This window comes from Streptomyces sp. NBC_01497, from assembly GCF_036250695.1.
Lineage (GTDB): Bacteria > Actinomycetota > Actinomycetes > Streptomycetales > Streptomycetaceae > Streptomyces.
Map to the genome: position 1 here is coordinate 4,822,171 of NZ_CP109427.1, position 18,686 is coordinate 4,840,856.

At 73.0% G+C, this 18,686-nt stretch carries 11 protein-coding genes; 7 read left to right on the forward strand and 4 right to left on the reverse strand.

Annotation, left to right across the window (positions count from 1 at the left end; all coding sequences use genetic code 11):
- The first annotated feature begins 109 nt into the window (after positions 1 to 109).
- Positions 110 to 3,559, forward strand: a complete 3,450-nt coding sequence (locus OG310_RS20370; RefSeq protein WP_329457305.1) for a glycosyl hydrolase — start codon at positions 110 to 112, stop codon at positions 3,557 to 3,559.
- Positions 3,560 to 3,656: 97 nt separating this feature from the next.
- Here the strand turns inward: OG310_RS20370 and OG310_RS20375 are convergent, their stop codons facing one another.
- Complete coding sequence (locus OG310_RS20375; RefSeq protein WP_329457306.1) at positions 3,657 to 4,349, reverse strand: bifunctional DNA primase/polymerase; 693 nt, start codon at positions 4,347 to 4,349, stop codon at positions 3,657 to 3,659.
- Positions 4,350 to 4,686: 337 nt separating this feature from the next.
- Here OG310_RS20375 and OG310_RS20380 point away from each other — a divergent pair, with 337 nt between their 5' ends.
- Positions 4,687 to 6,081, forward strand: coding sequence for a transcriptional regulator (locus OG310_RS20380; RefSeq protein ID WP_329457307.1), 1,395 nt, complete (start codon positions 4,687 to 4,689; stop codon positions 6,079 to 6,081).
- A gap of 185 nt (positions 6,082 to 6,266) precedes the next feature.
- On the forward strand, positions 6,267 to 7,820 hold the full coding sequence (locus tag OG310_RS20385) for a hypothetical protein (protein ID WP_329457308.1): 1,554 nt from the start codon (positions 6,267 to 6,269) through the stop codon (positions 7,818 to 7,820).
- A 301-nt stretch (positions 7,821 to 8,121) separates the two neighbouring features.
- Here the strand turns inward: OG310_RS20385 and OG310_RS20390 are convergent, their stop codons facing one another.
- Both OG310_RS20390 and OG310_RS20395 read right to left on the reverse strand, forming a co-directional pair.
- Positions 8,122 to 8,505, reverse strand: a complete 384-nt coding sequence (locus tag OG310_RS20390) for a hypothetical protein (protein ID WP_329457309.1) — start codon at positions 8,503 to 8,505, stop codon at positions 8,122 to 8,124.
- Between the two features lie 116 nt (positions 8,506 to 8,621).
- On the reverse strand, positions 8,622 to 11,996 hold the full coding sequence (locus tag OG310_RS20395; protein ID WP_329457310.1) for an ALF repeat-containing protein: 3,375 nt from the start codon (positions 11,994 to 11,996) through the stop codon (positions 8,622 to 8,624).
- 522 nt (positions 11,997 to 12,518) lie between these two features.
- Between OG310_RS20395 and OG310_RS20400 the strand changes: the two genes are divergently transcribed.
- Together OG310_RS20400 and OG310_RS20405 are read left to right on the forward strand one after the other, a co-directional pair.
- Positions 12,519 to 13,031: a hypothetical protein gene (locus OG310_RS20400; protein WP_329457311.1), complete on the forward strand. Its 513-nt coding sequence runs from the start codon at positions 12,519 to 12,521 to the stop codon at positions 13,029 to 13,031.
- Between the two features lie 76 nt (positions 13,032 to 13,107).
- Complete coding sequence (locus tag OG310_RS20405) at positions 13,108 to 15,312, forward strand: trypsin-like serine protease (RefSeq protein WP_443078701.1); 2,205 nt, start codon at positions 13,108 to 13,110, stop codon at positions 15,310 to 15,312.
- A 171-nt stretch (positions 15,313 to 15,483) separates the two neighbouring features.
- Here the strand turns inward: OG310_RS20405 and OG310_RS20410 are convergent, their stop codons facing one another.
- A complete protein-coding gene (locus tag OG310_RS20410; RefSeq protein WP_329457312.1) occupies positions 15,484 to 16,776 on the reverse strand; it encodes an ABC transporter substrate-binding protein in 1,293 nt (430 codons plus the stop codon).
- Positions 16,777 to 16,960: 184 nt separating this feature from the next.
- On the opposite strand from OG310_RS20410, the gene OG310_RS20415 reads away from it, so the two are divergent.
- The gene (locus OG310_RS20415) at positions 16,961 to 17,407 is read left to right on the forward strand and encodes an SCO4402 family protein (protein WP_329460279.1); all 447 of its coding nucleotides are present in this window, start codon (positions 16,961 to 16,963) and stop codon (positions 17,405 to 17,407) included.
- Between the two features lie 235 nt (positions 17,408 to 17,642).
- On the forward strand, positions 17,643 to 18,617 hold the full coding sequence (gene purU / locus OG310_RS20420; protein WP_329457313.1) for a formyltetrahydrofolate deformylase: 975 nt from the start codon (positions 17,643 to 17,645) through the stop codon (positions 18,615 to 18,617).
- Positions 18,618 to 18,686 lie beyond the last annotated feature (69 nt).

The following is an 18,686-nucleotide window of genomic DNA, read 5'->3' on the forward strand; positions in this document are numbered from 1 at the left end:
CCTGTCCTAGCGTCTGCGCCACGGGAGTTGAAACCTTTCACATCAGACGGCCGCGCACCACTCAGCCGCAGGTCAGCCCGGATTCGAAGCGACCCCTTGAGGAGATTCGATGAACGACCGCGCGCACACGGCGACGGACGGCGCCGAGAGCCCCGGGCCCGCGCCCACCGGGGCCGGGCGCCACGAGGTGACCCGCAGACACGCCCTCCACCTCGCGGCGGCGGCAGCGGCGGCCGGTGGTGCCGCGACCTTCTGGGCACCCCTCGCGTCGGCCGCGACGCCCGCCCCGGCAGACGCGCTGTCCGCCGCGCGGTTCGCCCGGCCGGCCGCCGACAGCATGCCGTTGATCCTGTGGTTCTGGAACGGCACCGTCACCCCCGCCCTCGTCGAGTCGGCACTCGCCGACATGCGGGACAAGGGGGTGAGCGAGGTGCTGGTCTTCCCCTTCGACACCACCGCCCTGAAGCCCGCCTTCTTCACCGAGGCCTGGTTCGACATCGTCGAGCACACGCTGCGCGAGGCGGACCGCCACGGCATGCGCCTGTGGCTGTTCAACGACGACTTCTTCCCGAGCGGCCGCGCGGGCGGCTTCGTCGTCAACGGCGGCACGGTGGGCAGCACGACCTACCGGCCGCGCCCGGACCTGCGGACGAAGTGCGTGCGCAGGAGCACCGTCGATGTCGCGGGCGGCACCTCCGTCGCGCTGTCGGGCCGCGCGCTGGGCGTGGTGGACGGCCGGCTGATCGTCGACGCCGCCACGTACGACGGTGTCCGTGTCCTCAAGGAGGGAACGGACTGGGCCGATGGCACGGTCACGGCCGTGGTCCGCGTGGAGCGGGGCACCGCGGGGCTGATGGTGCGCTGCGCCGACGCGAAGAACGGATACCTGGCGGACCTGCGCGCCGATGGTGGCGTCGACCTGTGGCGGCAGGCGGACGGCGCGTTCACGCTGCTGCGCTCCGGCACGGCCGCCGAGGGCTTCGACGCCGGGGCCGACCACCGGCTCGAAGTCGTCCTCCGGGGCCCGGACATCACGCCCTCGCTGGACGGCGAGGCCCTCCCGGCGGTGAGTGACGCGACCTACGCGCGAGGCACCGTCGGGGTCCGGGCCACGGCCACCCAGCGTTCGTCCTGGGACAGCCTGTCCGTCGTGGACGCGGCCGGGGGGACCCTGTACGACCAGACGTTCGACGCGCCGTCGTCCGTCTCCGACTTCGCGACCCCCGCAGACCTGGGCGAGGTGGTCGCGGCAGTGGCCAGGCCCGCCGGTGCGAGCGGCGCGGGCGCCCTCGCGCAGATGATCGACCTCACCGCGCTCGTCGGGGGTGACGGTACATGGACGGCACCCGCGGGCCGGTGGCAGGTGGACCTGCACACGGTGGGGCTGCTCGCCGACGCGACGGGCAGCCGCCGCGCCTACCTCGACCTCTTGGACGACGAGGCGGTGCGGCTGTTCATGGACATCGTGCCCGGCGAGTACGTCCGCAGGTTCCCCTGGGCGGTGGGCGGCGTGCTGCGCGGATTCGCCGACGACGAGCCGTTCGTGGCGTCCGCCGACGCCGAGTGGGCCCAGGTGCCCTGGTCGGCGAGCCTGGCCGACGAGATCGGCCGGCTGCGCCCGAAGACCGGCCTCGGAACGGTGCTGAGTGCGGTCCACGACGACCTCGGCGAGGAGGGCGCCGAGCTGCGGGGCGCGTTCTGGCGGGCCGTGTCCAACCGCTTCTCCGGCGCGTACTACCGGGGCGTGGGGGACTGGATGGGGAGGCACGGCCTCGACCTGATCTCCAACCCGCTGTGGGACGAGTACGGCCCCGCCGAGCAGATCAAGAGCACCGGCAACCTCAACACCGCGCACCAGTGGGCCCAGGTGCCGGGCACCGACCTGATATCCGACCAGTACCAGCGGGGCTACCACCGCATCCTGCCGCGCTGGCCGGCCAGTTCGGCCCACCAGCGGGGAAGGGAGCGCGTGTATCTGGAGGCCATGGGCGCCACGGGGTGGCAGGTCACCCCGGCGTTCACCCGTGAGGTCGTCGGGGCGTTCGTCGTCCGGGGCATCAACAAGGTGCTGCTGCACGCCCGTTTCTCGAACGAGGACGACATCGTCTTCGCGCCGCCGTTCCAGCCGGCCAACCCGTGGTGGGACCTGTCGGCGCCGCTCAACGACTGGATCGGACGGCTCGTTGAGGCCGCGCGCGCCACCCCGTGCGCCCCCACCGCGCTGCTCCAGCCGCAGCGCGCGGCGGAGACGTACCAGGACACGCCGGAACAGGACGCTCTGGATGACGCGTTCATCTCCGTCGTGCACGCATTGGAGGACGTTCAGAGCGACTTCGACTTCGTCGACGAGGGTGCGCTGGACGCCGACCCGGCCCTGGCCGAGCGCGGACGGCCCCGGGGCCCCCGGCTCGTCGTCGGGCACCAGAGCTACGGCATCGTCGTGCTGCCCGAGACGCCCCTGCTGTCGGTGGGCGCGGTGGAGTCCCTCACCGCCTTCGTGGACGGCGGCGGGACACTCGTCGCGGTGGGCGAACTGCCGGCCAGGGAGGCGTCGGGCCGGGACGACCGGCTGGCGCGGGCGCTTCGCCGGCTGTTCTCCGGCGCGCGGGCGTCCCGCGCGCACCGGGCCGTGGACCCGGCGCACGCCGCCGCGGCCGTCGTCGCGGCGGGCGGCGCCGCAGCGGCCCTGTCGCCCGCCACCGCGGAGGTGCGCGTCCTGCGCCTGCGACGGGACGACGACATGACGTTCCTCGTGACCAACGAGAGCGCGGCGGCGGTGGAGGTCACCGCGACCTTCCCCGCCACCGGGGCACCGGAGGTGTGCGACCCGGACACGGGGCGCGTCACGCCGGCCGGCATCTGGCGCGCGGCGCCGTTCACCGGCCGGCCCGCGGGAGGTACGGCGGTGGCGCTGCGGCTGGAGGCCAGGGCCGCCCTCGTGGTGGTCTTCCGCGCGGCCGCGCCCGGCGGGCCGGCGCACGCCACCGAGTCGACCGCGCCGGTGGAGCGCCTGACCGTCCGGCAGGGCTTCGGCCACGCCACCGCCACCGTACGGGTCTCCTCGGCGGGCACCGTCCGTGTGGCCGCGCAGGACGGCGAGCGCCGGTACGCGGGGAGCGTCACCGCGCCCTCGCCGGGCGACGCCGTGCCGCTGGACGGTGACTGGAGCTTCCACTTCGACCGTGACGGCGCCGGGACCAGCGCCCGCCCGCTGGGCTCCTGGACCGGCACGGACGCCTCGTACTCCGGATCTGCCGTCTACGAGCGGAGGTTCACCCTCGACGCGCGGACCCTGTCCGGGCATGTGTGGAGCCTCGACCTGGGCGACGTGCGCGACGTCGCGGAGATCACCGTGAACGGCACCGCGCTGCCGGCCCGGCTGTGGCCGCCCTACCGGGTCGACGTCACGTCGGCGCTGCGGGCGGGCGCCAATGCCGTACGGGTGCGGGTCACCAACACGGGCGCCAACGCGCACGGCGACACGATCGCGTCGGGCCTGCTCGGCCCGGTCGCGCTGCGCCCGGAACGGCTCGTACAGGTGCCCCTGGCGCCGCGTTGAGACCCGGGGGCGGGCGTCGCGAGGCCGCCGCCCGCCCCGGCATGTCACCGCGGGGGCGCTCCGCGCCTGCGAGCGCCCCCGGGCCGCGGGGGCCCGCTCAGTCCGTGCGTACTTCCTGACCGCCCGTGCGTACTTCCTGACCGCAGGCGTACGCGAGCGGGTTGATCATCTCGTCGGCGTCCGGCAGCCAGCGGTTCGCCTGGGTGGGCCTGCGCGCCCACTGCACCGCGCCCATCCCGCCGATCCTCGTCGGCGGCGCCGGCACGTAGTGCCCCTCGCCGCGCGCGATCAGGTCGAGCGACGCGGGCGACCAGCCGACGGCGCGCACCAGGCCCCCCGCCTTCGCCGCGCCTCCCGGCAGGACGAAGAACAGCATCCGCCGATCCGGCGTGCACGCCACAGGCCCGGGCGTCACCCGCATGCGCTCCATGCGCGCGAGGGCGAGGAACCCGGCCGAGTCGGACACGTCGAGGACGTCGAACGCGCGCCCGGTGGGCAGCAGAACGGATGCCTTCGGGTGCTGTGACCACAGCCTGCGCGCCGTGCTGCCGCTCCCGGTCGCCTCCGTGGCCCAGTCGGGGCGCGCCGGGTGTGCGCCGGGCGCGGAGCAGTCGGGGAGGCCGCAGGAGCAGGTCTCCGTGCGGTCGCCCGCCTCCAGCCAGGTGCCGGGGAAGACGTCCCAGTGCCGCTCCTCCGCATACATCACCGCGCTTTCGACCGGGAGTTCCGTGCGCTGGCGGGGGATCGGGGCGGCGTTCTGGACACCGGTGCTGTCTTCCACGCACAGCACAACTCCCGCCGCCTGGCCGGGTTACGGGCGTGCGCCCCGGCTCGCGGAAAGCCCGGATGGGACATCTGGGGCGCACCGGTGCAATGCCGGGGGCGCGCGCTGGCCTGTGCCCTGCCAGCGGGTAACCCTCTGCGGGGACACCGGCACGGAACGCACACGGCATGGCGAATGGGCGGGACGCCGAAGGGCGGACCGGTGCCCGCAGCATGCCAGGCGGAACCGCCGACACACCCGGTGAACAGCGCGAACGTCATCAATAACGCTGAACTTCCGCATTCTCCGCATACCAGCAGGGCAGTGTGACGGAAATGATCACTGCGGCCACAGGGGGTTTTCATTGGCAGCCAGACCTCTCGTCGCGCGCCAGCCGAACGAACGGCTCCAGGCGCTCATCCAAGAAGCGGCGTGTTCCAACGCGGGCCTCGCCCGCCGGGTCAACATGGTCGGCCACGAGCGTGGCCTCGACCTGCGATACGACAAGACGTCCGTGGCCCGGTGGCTGCGCGGTCAGCAGCCGCGCGGGCGTGCGCCGGGCATCATCGCCGAGGCACTCGGCCGCAAACTCGGCCGTACGGTCACGATCGACGAGATCGGCATGGCCAACGGCAAGCACCTCGCGTCCGGCGTGGGGCTCCAGTTCGCGCCGACGGTCGTCGGCGCGATCGAGCAGGTCTGCGAGTTGTGGCGCAGCGACGTCGGCAGGCGCGACTTCCTGACCGGCTCGTCCGTGGCGTCCTCCGCACTCGTCGAACCCAGCAGGGACTGGCTGATCACGGGCGCCGACTCGGCGGTCGAGCGGTCCGTGGGCTCGCGTGTCGGTGATGCCGACGTGGACGCGGTTCAGGCCATGACCAGCGCGCTCAACGGCCTCGACCACCGCTTCGGCAGCGGGCACGTGCGCCCCGTCGTCGTGCACTATCTCAACAGCGTCGTGTCCGGCCTCCTGGCCGGTTCGTACCGGGACGCCGTGGGGCGGCGGCTGTTCGCCGCGGTCGCCCGCCTGACCGAACTCGCCGGATACATGGCCATCGACACGGGCCAGCCGGGGCTGGCCCAGCGGTACTACATCCAGGCCCTGCGCCTCGCCCAGGCCGCGGGGGACCGGGGGTACGGCGGTTACGTGCTGGCCGCGTCCATGAGCCACCTCGCCGCACAGCTCGGCAACCCGCGCGAGATCGCCCAGCTGGCGCGCGCGGCACAGGAGGGCGCACGGGGGCACGTACCGGAGCGCGCGCTGGCGATGTTCTACGCGGCGGAGGCCAGGGGCCACGCCCTCATGGGTGATGCGCACCTCTGCCAGGAGGTCGCGAACAAGGCGCAGACGGCTCTCGACCAGGCGGGCGACGACCCGGCCGGCGACCCGGACTGGATCGCCCATTTCGACCAGGCATACCTCGCCGACGAACTCGCACACTGCTACCGCGACCTCGGCCGTCCCGAGGCGGCGGCGCAGCACGCCCGCGACGCGCTCGACGGGCACCCCGCGACCCGCGTCAGGCGCCGGGCGATCGGCTTGGTCGTCCTGGCGACCGCGCAGGTCCAGCAGCGCGAGGTGGAGGAGGCGTGCAGAACCGGTGCGCAAGCGGCCGAACTTCTCGGCTCGCTGCGCTCCAGCAGGGGCACCGAATACCTGGAGGATCTGCGCCTGCGGCTGGAGCCGTACGGAAACGAGTCCGTGGTCCGGGAGTTCGCCGCGCACGTGGACGGCCGGGTCGCCTGGGAGGTCGCGTGAGGTGAGGCGGGGGCGCGGGACCTCCCGCGCCCGCCGGGGGAGGGGGCCGCGGCGAGCCGGGGGCGCCGTTTTCTCTGACGGGGCGTTCGTCACGTCACAGGGGACGCGTGGCAGATCGCTGGATTCACCCGGTAGCGTGAACCGACGATTCCGAAGGTCCACACGTTCCTCACGTAGGAGTCCTGGTGACGCACCGCAGGCAAGGGAATGAACAGGTCACGCCTGCCGACGGGCAGCCATGGGGGCAGCCCTGGCGTCCGGCGGACGACGGCCTGAACGGCCCGGGCGGTGGAGCGTTGCCCCCGTACCAGGACCAACAGGACGAACGGGACGACTATCTGAACTACCAGGGCCAGCAGAACAACCGGGGCCGGCCGGCCTACCAGGACCAGCAGGACTACGCCGGGCAGCAGGACCAGCAGGGGCAGGGCGGCTACGCGCCGGACCAGGGGTCCTACGGCTCGGGGCCGGCGTACGGCTACGGCGGCGCGCAGCCGCTGCCCGCAGAGTCCTCCGCGCCCGGCGGCGGTGACGCGACGCAGTTCCTGCCGCCCGTACCCGGCGCGAGCGGCCCCGTGCCCGGGGGTGGCGACGCGCAGGCCACCCAGTTCATCCCGCATTTCCCGCAGCAGAGCGGTGCGGACGGCCACCCGGACGCGCAGGCGACCCAGTTCATGGCGCCCGTACCGGCCCACGACCCGGGCGGCCCGCACACACCCCCGCCGGGCGCGCCCGCGTCGTACGACATGACTCCGGCCGACGAGGACGCGCCCCGGCAGCCGCCCGCCGAGTTCGACAACCTCTTCCGCAGCGACGACGGCGGCGCCACCCGTGGCGGCCGGATGAACCAGTCGCGCGGGGTCTCCCTGACCCCGTCCCCGGGCCAGATACCGGACTCCACCCAGCAACTGCCCCAGGCGGGCGGCTACGACGGCTACAACGCCGGATACCAGCAGCCCGCTGGATACGGCACCCCGCCCGGCCAGGGCTATGGGACCCCGCCACCGGGCACGGGCTACGGCACCCCGCCGCCCGGCACGGGTTACGGCACCCCGCCGCCCGGCCAGGGCGACACGTACCACGACGACCGGACGGGCGGCAGACCCAGCGGCAAGAAGTCCCCCGCGATCCTGATCGCGGCCGTCGCCGTCGTCGCGGTCGTCGGCCTCGGTGTCGGCGCGCTGCTCAGCAGCGGCGGAGGTGACGACAAGAAGGGCGACGCGACGGTCGCGGCGGACTCGCCCGCGGCCTCCCCCGGCGACGGCAAGTCACCGGCGGCGGACGCCGGCGCGGGCCAGGCGAAGTCCCTCGACTCGCTCCTCGCCTCCAGCAACAGCAGCCGGGAGTCCGTGATCGGAGCGGTCGCCGACATCAAGTCCTGCAAGAACCTCGACGGCGCCGCGACCGACCTGCACAACGCGGCCACCCAGCGCCAGGGCCTGGTGGACCAGTTGGGGAAGATCACCATCGACAAGCTGCCGGACCACGCGGAACTGGCCGCGTCCCTGACGCAGGGCTGGAAGGCCTCGGCGGCGGCCGACGACCACTACGCGCAGTGGGCGAAGCAGGCCAAGAGCCGCAAGGTGTGCAAGCACGGCAGCGCGCGCAGGACGTCGGCGGCCGGAGAAGGCGACACGTCGAGCGGCCAGGCGACCACCGCCAAGACCCGCGCGGCCAAGCTGTGGAACGCCGTCGCGACGCAGTACGGACTCAAGCAGCGCTCGTCGTCGGACCTCTAGGACGATCAGGACTCCCGGCAGGACGACCAGGAATTCCGGGGGTCCGGGGCTCTTGAGGTCTTCGGGACCTCGCGGGGCGGCGTGCGGTCCAGCGGGGGCGGCACGACGGCCCGGGCCGTCGGTTGCGCCGGTGCCTCACCTCTCCGGCTCCCCGGCCGCCCGCGCGGCGGCCGGGGAGCACGGGACGGACCAGGACCACCAACGGCGCCACCCCCCCATCGCCCTGGGGGAACGGCTCACGCGCGCGGACCAGGTCGCGTGGCGTGAACGCCTTCTGCTGGGCGGTGCGCGCCGGTTCGCGTCAGTGGACGAGGAAGGCCACGGCCGCGGTGACGGCCGCGAAGAGGAGCAGGAAGACCGAGATCTGCCTCGCGCCCACCACGGTCACCGGCCGGCCCTCCCGGTACAGGGCGAGCTGCCGTTTCATCCACGGCGCGTAGACGAGCCGCAGTACCACCAGGTCGAGTGCCGCCAGAGTGAACAGGTACGACACCTCCCGTCCGGAGTCCCCGTCGACCGTCGACTGGAAGGCTGCGGCGGCGAAGCCCGCGAGCGGGGGCAGCAGGAGGAGCGCCCACTGCCTGCCGCGCGTCGTGGCCATGGTCATCCCCGCCACGCCGAGAGCCAGGCCGGCGAGAACGGCAAACAGGGACCATCCGGTGTCGGACATGTCGGGTGTCAGCATGTGCGTTACCTTCCCTGGACCGAGAGGACCGCGAGGATCCGCCGCACGGACGAGAACCGTCGGGTGGGGGGAGGGGAGGGGCAGGACGGCCGCCCCTCCCCTCCCCGACCGGGCGACTACCAGGTCAGCCAGCCCACGACCGTGGTGGCTGCCTCGGTGCCGACGTGCACCAGTTTGCCGCCGAGCTGCTCTGCCTCCTCGCCGCCGAACTTCCGCAGGAGGGCCCCCTGGCCCATGAAGATCCCGTCGACCAGGAACATCCCGAGCGATGACTGGAACTGGCTGCTGGTCCAGCCGTAAGCGAATCCGTCCAGGACGGTACTCACCCCGTGGATGCCCCAGGAGGCCTCCCCCACGCCGAGGGCGACCGCTTCCGCGCCCGCGTCGAGGGGCGGCGGGAGGAACAGGCCGCCGACGGCGATCGCGACACCGGCGGTGCCCACGAGCGAGCTCCAGTGGTGGGTGACCTCCGCCCAGTCCTCCGCGCTGCCGATGTCCTCGGGCCAGATCCCCCAGTCCGCGTACCAGGGTTCGTCGTTGTCCTCGGTCTGCGACGGGTTCGTGCCGTCCGCCTGGTGCTGCTTGGCCGCCTCCGCGGCCTTCTTCGCCGCGGCGGCGGCCTCGGCCCGGGCCTTCGCCGTGGCGATCTGACGAGCCTGGGTCGCGGCGTCGGCGGCGGCCTTCGCGTCTTTGCCCGCCTGGACCGCGGAGGCCTGCGCCGAGGCGGCCGAGGCCTGCGCGCTCGCGGCGGACGAGACCGCCTGCTGGGCGGACGTCGCGGCCTGGCGCATCGAGTAGTTCGCCGTACGGGCCGCGCCCTGCGCCACGACCGCCGCCTGCTTGGCGGTGGCGGCCGACTTCGCCGCGTCGGCAGCGGACTTGTCGGCGGCGTCCGCGTTGTCCTTGGCCTCCTTCGCCGAATCGGCGGCGTCGTCCGCGTAACCCTGCGCCTTCGACGCCCAGTCGGCCGCCTCCTGAGCGGCCTGGTTGGCCTCAGCGGCCGCCTTGGACGCCAGCGCGGCGTCCTGCTGGGCCGTCGCCGCGACATTCGCGGCGTGGGCGATGGCGGCACGGATGGCGGCGACGTGGGTGGCGTCGTCCTGGTCGAGACGGGCGATGTCGAACTGGTCGTGGATGATGAAGTTCCGCCGCATGCGGGCGGAGCTTTCCAGGACGATCTGGGCCGCGGAGCGCATGTAGGGGCCGCCGGTGCCGAGCAGGCGGAACACCTCGACCTGGTCGTCCTGCTTGATCGCGGCCAGCAGGTCGATCGTGAGGAACTGGTGCAGCGCCTGGGCGCTGCCGTCGGCGAGTGCCGCCTGCGCCCCCGCCTTCACGGCCTCGCCGGGGTTGTTGCCCAGCAGCGAGAAGACCTTGACCCGGTTGTCGGTGGCCCCGGCCTCGGTCGCGCCGGTTTCCAGGAAGGTGCGCAGGGCGTCGGGGTCGTCACTGGCCAGCGCGTCGGCGGCGGCCTCGGCGACGGCGGACGTGGACACCTGGGCGACGGCGAGCACCGTTTCGCGGTCGTCCTGCTGCTCGGCGATCGCGCGGTCGGTCTCCAGCCAGTTGACCACGTCCTCGTCCTGGCCGGCCAGGGCGAACGCCGCGGCCTCGCGGGTCCAGGTGCCGGTGGAGTCAAGGAGCAGGAGCGCGGCCTTGCGCCCGTCGGTCGCGGCGGTAGCGGCGTCCTGGGCCCCGAGGGCCGTGGCGGCGGCGGCGAGCGCGTCCTTGACGTCCTGGGAGGTCTTCTCCGCCTGCGTACGCTGCTTGTCGGCCTTCGCCGTGTCGTCGGCCTCGCTCTGGGCGGCCAGGCGCGCCTGTTCGACCCCCAGTTCCGTGTCCTGGGCGATGCGGTCGCTCTCCGCGGTTCGCGCCGCCTCCTCCACGTCCATGGCCTGCTTGACCGTGTCCGCCGCCGTGTCGGCGGCCTCCACCGCGGCCTTGGCATAGGCGGTCGAGCGCTTGGCGTACTCGACTGCCTCGCCCGCGTGCTCCGCCGCCTCGTCGGCCGCGTCCGCGGCGGCGTCGGCGTGGTCGGCGGCGCTGTTGGCGGCGTCGCGGGCGACGCCGGCGAAGGAGGCGGCCCGGTTCGCCAGGGTCTGGGCGGTGTTCGCGGCTCTGGTGGCCCGCGCGGCGGCGGCCGATGCCTCGGCCGCGGCCTGGCGCGCGGCGGCGGCCTGTGAGGTGGCGACGCCCGCCGAAGTGGCGGCGTCGGCAGCCGCGTTGGCTGCTGCCGCCGCGTTCTGCGCGGCGTTCGCCGCGGACGCGCCGGCGGAGGAGGCCTGCTGTGACGCGATGGCGGCCTGACCGGCCGCCGCGGCCGCGGTGCGGGCACGGCTCGCGGCGGTCCGGGCGCCCTGTGCGGCCTGGCGGGCGGCCGAGGCCGCGGAGGCGTCCTTGGAGGCGGCGATGGCCGCGCGGTAGGCGCGGGAGGCGGCACTGCCCGCGGAGGCGGCGGCAGCTGCGGCTGCCTGTGCCGCCTGCGCGGCGCGGCTGGACGCGGACTGGGCGGTGCGGGAAGCGGCGATCGCGGTGTTCGCGGCGCCGGCGGCACCGCGCGCGGCGCTGGCGGCGGCCCCGGCGGCCGCGGCCGACTTGGCCACGTCGTCCTTGGCCGCGGCAGCTTCCGCCGCGGCCTTCTGGGCCGCGGCCTTGGCCTCGGCGGCGGCCTTCTTCGCCTGGTCGGAGGCGGTGACGGCCTGTTCGGTCTGGAGCTTGGCCTGCTGGCCCTCCCGTTCCACGATCGCGACCAGCTGGTCGATCGTCGCGGACTCCTCGTCGCGGGCGCGGGCTATGTACTGGCCGGAGACGAGGAACTGGTGGATCGCCTCGGGGGATCCGTCGCTCAGGGCGCGCTGGGCGTACGTGGCCACCTCGGGGGACGCGGTGGCCAGGATCGTGAAGACCTCGACCCGCTCGTCCTGTTGCTGCGCCGTGTACTGCGTCTCCTGCAGGAAGGTCCGCAGGGACTTCAGGGTGTTGGTGGACAGCGCCGTGTTCGCCGCGTCCTTGACGGCGGTGCCGCTGTTGTTGAGAACGGTGAACACGGACACCCGCAGGTCCGTCGTGACGGCCTGCTGGTACCCGTCGGCCAGGAAGCCGGCGATCGCGCTGTCCCCCGCGGACAGCGCCGTACTCGCGGCCTCCTGGGTCGAGGCGCCCGCGTAGGGCAGGGAGGAGACGACGGCGAAGCGGTTGTCGTCGGCCGTGGCGGCGGGAAGTCCGCTGGTGAGGAAGGTGGATACGGCCGCGGGGGAGGCGACCAGGGCTGCCGCGGCGGCGTCGCGGACGGACTGGCCGCCGGTCTGGTAGGCCCAGACGGCCTTGCCCCGGTCGGTGTCGGGCAGGCCGGTGCCGGTGTCCCCGTCGCCGGTGGCGTCGGCCCACGCGGGCGTGGCGGCCAGGGTGGCGAGGGAGGGCAGGGCGGGGAGGGCGGCCCCCGCGGCGAGGACCTTGAGCAGCTTGCGTCTGTCCCACAAAGGCGCTGACAAGAGGTGACCCTTTCCGTGTGGATACGACGGTGTGGAAACGCGCGTGGCGCCTTCCTGCCCGCTCGAAAGGAAAGGGGGCGGGGCGCCGTTTTCGAATCCGACCCTACAGAGGCTCGGGGGCTTGTGAGGGCGGAATTCTCGGGGACGGGGAGAATCTTGCCGGATTACTTACCTATGACCAGTTTTTGAATCTCCGGTGACCTTCACCCGAACTCCACAGGTGGACTTAACCTTTCCATCAGGTGACATGGGCCACAACGGGTGTTGGGCCTTTCTGCCGCTTTGGACAGTTTTATTTGACTGGACAGACCGTGAACTGTGGAGATTTGATGCATCAGGCCGAGAGTGCCGGGGGGTGATCGGCTCGGCGGACTCCCAAGAATGACGCTGCCCCCTGGACGGAATTCCGGAGGGACGCACGGCCATGCCCATTTATGGGCGCGTGTGTGAGGGTCAATTTTTTATCGGGAACGACCGTTGGGGGCTGCAATGAATAAACGTGGCAGAAAGAATCCGGGACCGATGCGTCTCGTGGCGCGCACGCTGGGCGCCGCCCTGGCCGCCGGTGCCCTCGCCTGGCTCGGGATGAGCGGCGGCACGGCGGGAGCGCCGGCCGCCCACGGTGACGGCGCCGCCCTGGGGGCCGTCGCCGACGATGCCCCGGGCTACGCCGTGGAGGATTTCGCCTACCCGGGGGCGGACAAGATCCTCGCCGAGAAGAACATCGTCCTCAAACGCGGCGACGGTCACATCACGCTCGCCGACTGCGAGGACGGCACGGGACAGCTCCAGTTCTGGTCCCGCAAGAACGAGGAGGTCTGCTTCGAGGTCAAGGGCGACTCCGGCTGGCTGACCCTGGAGATCCCCTCGGTCTACGGCGTCAACGGCAACGACTACGCGACCCAGGTCGACATGACCACGGGCGACGAGACGAAGACCTTCGACGTTCCGAAGAACCAGTTCGCCCCCATCGGGCAGAGCGCGGACCCGGACGGCCGCGACTTCGTTCTCGTGGAGATCAGGTCCTCCAAGTGACCCTTGAAAACGCCATGTTGATCCGTTTCCGGCGCCCCTTCGCCTTCCGCAGACCCCCCGTCCCAGGAGTCATGGCATGACACACAGCAGACGCATGCGCTTCGGCGCGGCGGCGACCGCCCTGGCCGCGGCCTCGATCGCGCTGGGCACCGCGCCCGCGTCGGCGGTGACCGGCGACCCGGTCGCCGGCACCACGTTCAGCTACAGCGCCCAGCTCGTCGTCGGCGACCACGACCGCGGCTGCTCGGCGGTTTTGGTCGACCCCGAGTGGCTGCTGACCGCCGCGAGTTGCTTCGCCGACGACCCGGCCACGAGCCTCGCGGTGCCCGCGGGCAAGCCGAAGCTGAGCACGACCGCGACCATCGGGCGCTCCGACCTCACCAGCACCGCCGGCGCGGTACGCGATGTCGTCCAACTCGTGCCGCGTACCGACCGCGACGTGGTGCTGGCCCGCCTGAACCGGCCGGTCACCAACGTCGCCCCCATCGCCCTCGCCACCGCCGCGCCGACCGCGGGCGAGGAGCTGCAGTTCGCCGGGTACGGGCGCAGCACGACCGAGTGGGCACCGCTGGCGCTGCACGCGGGCACGCTCTCGGTGGATGCCACCGGTGCCACCAGCGCCACGTTCACCGGCAAGGACGCCGCCGCCTGTATGGGCGACACCGGCGGCCCCGTGGTCCGCACGGCGAACGGGACGCCCCAGCTCGCGGCCCTGACCAGCCGGTCCTACCAGGGCGGTTGCTTCGGCACGGACCCGGCGGAGACCCGCACGGGCGGTGTCGCGGCCCGCGTCGACGACCTGGGGTCCTGGCTGGAGAGCACGGTGGGCGCGAGCCGCGTCACCGACTTCAACTGCGACGGCATCGAGGATGTCGCGGTCTCCGACCCGAAGGCGACCGTGGGCGGCCACGCGGGCGCGGGCCTCGTCCGCATCGTCTACGGCGGCGGGAAGGGCACCGACGAGATCACGCAGGACCTCGACTGGGTCCCGGGCGCGTCCGAGGCCGACGACTGGTTCGGTGAGGCCCTCGCGACCGTCGACTACAACGAGGACGGCTGCGGCGACCTGGTCGTCGGCACCCCGTCCGAGGACCTGGGCAGCGCTGCCGACGCGGGGATGGTCGACGTTCTGTACGGGGCCCCCGGCGGTCTCGGTACGGGAACGACGAAGTACAGCCACTTCGAGCAGGGTTCGGGCACCGGTTCCATCAAGGCGGGCACGAACGAGGCGGGCGACCGCATGGGCCAGGCCCTCGCCGCCGGGACCACGGCCGCCGGTGAGCCCTACCTGGTGATCGGCGCGCCCGGCGAGGCCATCGGCTCCGTCGCGGGCGCGGGCGACGCGTACTACGTGCACGGCGACACCAGCGTCACCATCGACCAGGACAGCCCGGACGTCCCCGGCGCCGTGGAAGCCGGTGACGCCTTCGGCACCGCCATCGCCGCCGACGCGAACCACATCGCCATCTCGGCCCCGCACGACGCCATCGGGGCCGACAAGGACGCGGGCAACCTGCAGGTCTTCGACCAGAAGCTCACCAGCGCGGGCCTGCCGACCCCGCTGTTCGGTCTCGACCAGGACTCGGCGGCGGTCTCCGGTGGCGCCGAGCCGGGCGACCTGTTCGGCGCGTCCCTCGCGATGGTCCCGTACCGCACGCAGGGCGAGGCCGCGGCCACCGACTCCGTCCTCGTGGCCGGTTCGCCAGGCGAGGCCCTGACGATCGCGGGCGCGGACAAGGCGGGGGCGGGCATGGTCGAGTCGTTCGACCTCACCGCGGCCGGCACGTTCAGCCAGCTCAACTGGTACTCGCAGGGCACCGGTGACGACGACGTGTCCGGCGCCGCGGAGGCCGGCGACCACTTCGGCCAGACCGTGGCCGCCGTGAACACCGCGCCGCGCGCGGTGAGCACGGGGGCGACCCTCAAGATGGCGGTCGGCGAGCCGGACGAAGCCATCGGCGACCTGGCCGGTGCGGGAGCCGTCAGCACCTTCTCCCTCCTGGGCGCGCCCGGCGCGAACGACAGGTGGCTGGAGGCGGGCGACGGGGACGGCATTCCCGGGACTCCGGGCGCGAAGCAGTACGTGGGGCAGAGCCTGCACTACACCGGCTCGGCGCTGGACGTCGGCATGCCCTACGGTCCGGCCAGTTACGGCGCCGTGTACGCCCTGCCGCTGTCCAATGTGACCGCGGGCGGCGCGGTCGCCCCGGTCACCGCGTACGAGCCGGGCAAGGGCGGCCTGCCGGCCGCCGGCGTCCGGTTCGGCTACGTGGTCCGCTGACGGACCGACGGACTGACTGACGGACCGACGACCGGCAGGCCGACGACCGGCAGACGAGGGGCTCGCGGGCCTCTCGCCTGCCGGTGACAGGCTGCCGTGCACCCCGGCACGCCCGACGGGACGGGCCCGCCGCTTCGAGGAGACCCTTCGAAGCGGCGGGCCCGTCCCGGGTCAGCCGGTCGGCAGGTCCGAGCCCACCAGCGTCTTCGCCACGTTCACGAAGCCCTTCTTCTGCGCCACGAGCCGCCCGTCGCGGACCACTTGGTAGGTCACGTCCGCGTTGACGATCCGGGGAAAGCCGGGCGCGCCCAGCATGTCCGCGTAGCGCCAGCGCAGCGGCGGGGTCAGCCCGCCCGTGCGCACCGTCGTGCCGTCGTCGAGGGCGTCGATGATCTTGCCCGAGTCGACCTGGTCGCCCTTGATGGACGAGACGACCTGCTGGAGCGCGGTGTAGGCGATCCACGTGGTCTGCACGCCCGCGTTGGCGGCGTCGATCGTGTTGTCCTCGAACGCCTCCTTGGCGATGACCTTCTTCATCGGGTTCCACACGGGGTCGGAGGAGTCCGGGTACCAGCCGGTCACGAGGGCCTTCTCGAAGAGGCCGTCGGCGCCGCCCGACGCGTCGATCAGCGGCTGGTCGATGCTGCCGACCACCGAGGAGACGCGGACGTCGCGGCCGTCGTCCGTGAGGCGTCTGAAGGAGTCGAAGAAGGTGGACGTGTGGTCGCCCAGCTGCGCGGTGACGCAGCCGCCGTCCCCGGCGTCGTCGCGGGCCTTCTCGGCCTGTGTCTCGTAGCCGGTGGCGTCCTCGGGCGCGCGGACGTCCGTGGCCTTGTGGCCGTGCCGGCTGGCGAGCCCGGTGTCGAGCAGCTGCGCGAGGGTGTCGCCCGCGCTGGTGTCGGGCCGTACGAGGGCGGTGTGCGCGCACGCGGAGTCGGCGAGCTGCTGCCCGTTCCCGGCGAGGAGCGTGGCCTGGCCGCCGTTGACCGGGTAGGAGAGGTAGCTCGTGAACTCCTGGCTGCTGAGGCCGAACCCGCCGATGTAGGGGATCGAAGCGGCCTCCAGCGGCGCCATGAACTGCTGGCCCCACTGGCTGTACGAGCCGACCACGGCGTCGACCTTCTTCGAGACGGCCTCGCGGGCGCAGGCGGCGGCGCCGGCCGGGGTGTTGCGCTCGTTGCAGGTGAGCACGGTCAGCTTGTGCCCGGCCAGACCGCCGGTGGAGTCGACCCAGCGGGCGTACGCCTTGGCCATGCCCGGCATGCCGGGCATGTTCGTCGCGTTGGTGCCGACGGGAGCCCACGTCATGACCGTGATGTCGTTCTTGCCCCCCGGGCTGCCCGGCAGCGCCCCGCAGCCCGCGAGGACGGAGACGCCGACGACCGCCGCGCACAGGGCCCGCAGCTTCGCGGCGTGTGCCGGACGGGGCAGTTGGGCAGAAAGAAGACGTAGCCGACGACTCATTGGCCGAACGCTTCCGGCCACCGGGGAACACCGCTCCGGGCTTGACTGCACGTGAAGTGGCCGGAAGGTGAATAGCGGGGGGTCGAATGAGGGATTCTGTGCCGAAGATATGGTCGACGTACGATCGACGACCGTGCAGCAAGCTACCGAGAACTCTTCCCGTCGTGCCCGTCGCTCCTCCACCATGGGCGGCATGCCCTTGAATGACATGCCGTGGTGGCGCTGGCGCAGCAATGTGCGCTCGGCGCTGCACATGCTTTCCGATCCGGTCTTCCACCAGGAGTGCTGGCTCGCGGGCCGCGAGGGGTACGGCGACATCACCGACGCCGTCTACCGTCTGGTCGAGGACACCTGGCTGGACAACTGGTCCGCGGAGAAGTACGTCGGCACGATCTTCCGCGACTCCGGCGAGTCCGCCCTCGTGGACGTCGCGGTGCTGCGCGTGCTGCGGATCATGCACCAGGTGGGCCCCGACGCCCAGGTGTCCGCGTACATGCAGCACCACGGCTGGCCGGAGGCCGTACGGGCGGCGCGCGAGGCCCACGCACTGCTGGCGACGAACGACGGCGACGACCCGGACACCCCGCCCCAGTCCCTGGACGTCCTGCGGATCATCACGCGGGCGGTCTGAGGTACCCGGGGCCGGGAGCCGTCCGGATACCCCCGCGGCCTCCGTCCTGAAGCCGTCCGGATCCCCGGGGCCTGGCCCCGCATCCGTACGGGCGGGTGTGCCGTGCCCCGGCCCGGGTGTCGGGCGGGATCCCTGTCAGGCGGGATCCTGAGCCGCCCCGGGCCCCCGGCGAGGGTCCGGGGCCGGGCGTGGACTGCGGGGACCCCTGTGGGCCGCGTGTGGGATCCTCCGGTGTATGAACGAGCCGACCGCAGCCGCCGCCGGGAGCGCGGGCGACAGCGCCGGGCGTGAGCAGTACGTCCTCACCCTGGCCTGCCCCGACAAGCAGGGGATCGTGCACGCCGTCTCCAGCTATCTGTTCATGACCGGCTGCAACATCGAGGACAGTCGCCAGTTCGGCGACCGTGACACGGGTCTGTTCTTCATGCGGGTGCACTTCTCGGCGGAGGCGGCGGAGGCGGCGGACGGCGCCGGCCGCACGGACGGCACCGGCGCCGCGGAGGCGGGTGCGGCGGACGCGGGTGCCGCGGTCTCGGTGCGAAAGCTGCGGGCGAGCTTCGCGGCGATCGGCGACGCGTTCCGGATGGACTGGCAGATCCACCGGGCGGACGCGCGCATGCGGATCGTGCTGATGGTCAGCAGGTTCGGGCACTGCCTCAACGATCTGCTGTTCCGCGCGAGCATCGGGGCGCTGCCGGTGGACATCGCCGCCGTCGTCTCCAACCACACGGACTTCCAGGGCCTCGCCGCCTCGTACGGGATCCCGTTCCAGCACATCCCGGTCACCAGGGACACCAAGGCCGAGGCGGAGCAGCGGCTCCTCGACCTCGTACGGGACGAGGACGTCGAGCTGGTGGTGCTGGCCCGCTACATGCAGGTCATCTCCGACGACCTGTGCAAGCGGCTGAACGGCCGGATCATCAACATCCACCACTCGTTCCTGCCCAGTTTCAAGGGCGCGCGGCCCTACCACCAGGCGCACGCGCGCGGCGTGAAGCTGATCGGCGCGACCGCGCACTACGTGACGGCCGAACTGGACGAGGGCCCGATCATCGAGCAGGAGGTGGAACGCGTCGGCCACGAGGCCACCCCGGAGCAACTGGTGGCGATCGGACGGGACGTCGAGTGCCGGGCACTCGCGCGAGCCGTCACGTGGCACGCGGAGCACCGGATCCTGCTGAACGGTTCGCGGACCGTCGTCTTCGCCTGACACGGCGGACCCCCGAGGGCCCGCCCGACCGACCGGGCCGGGCCGGACCCGGCGCGCTGAGCCGGTCCG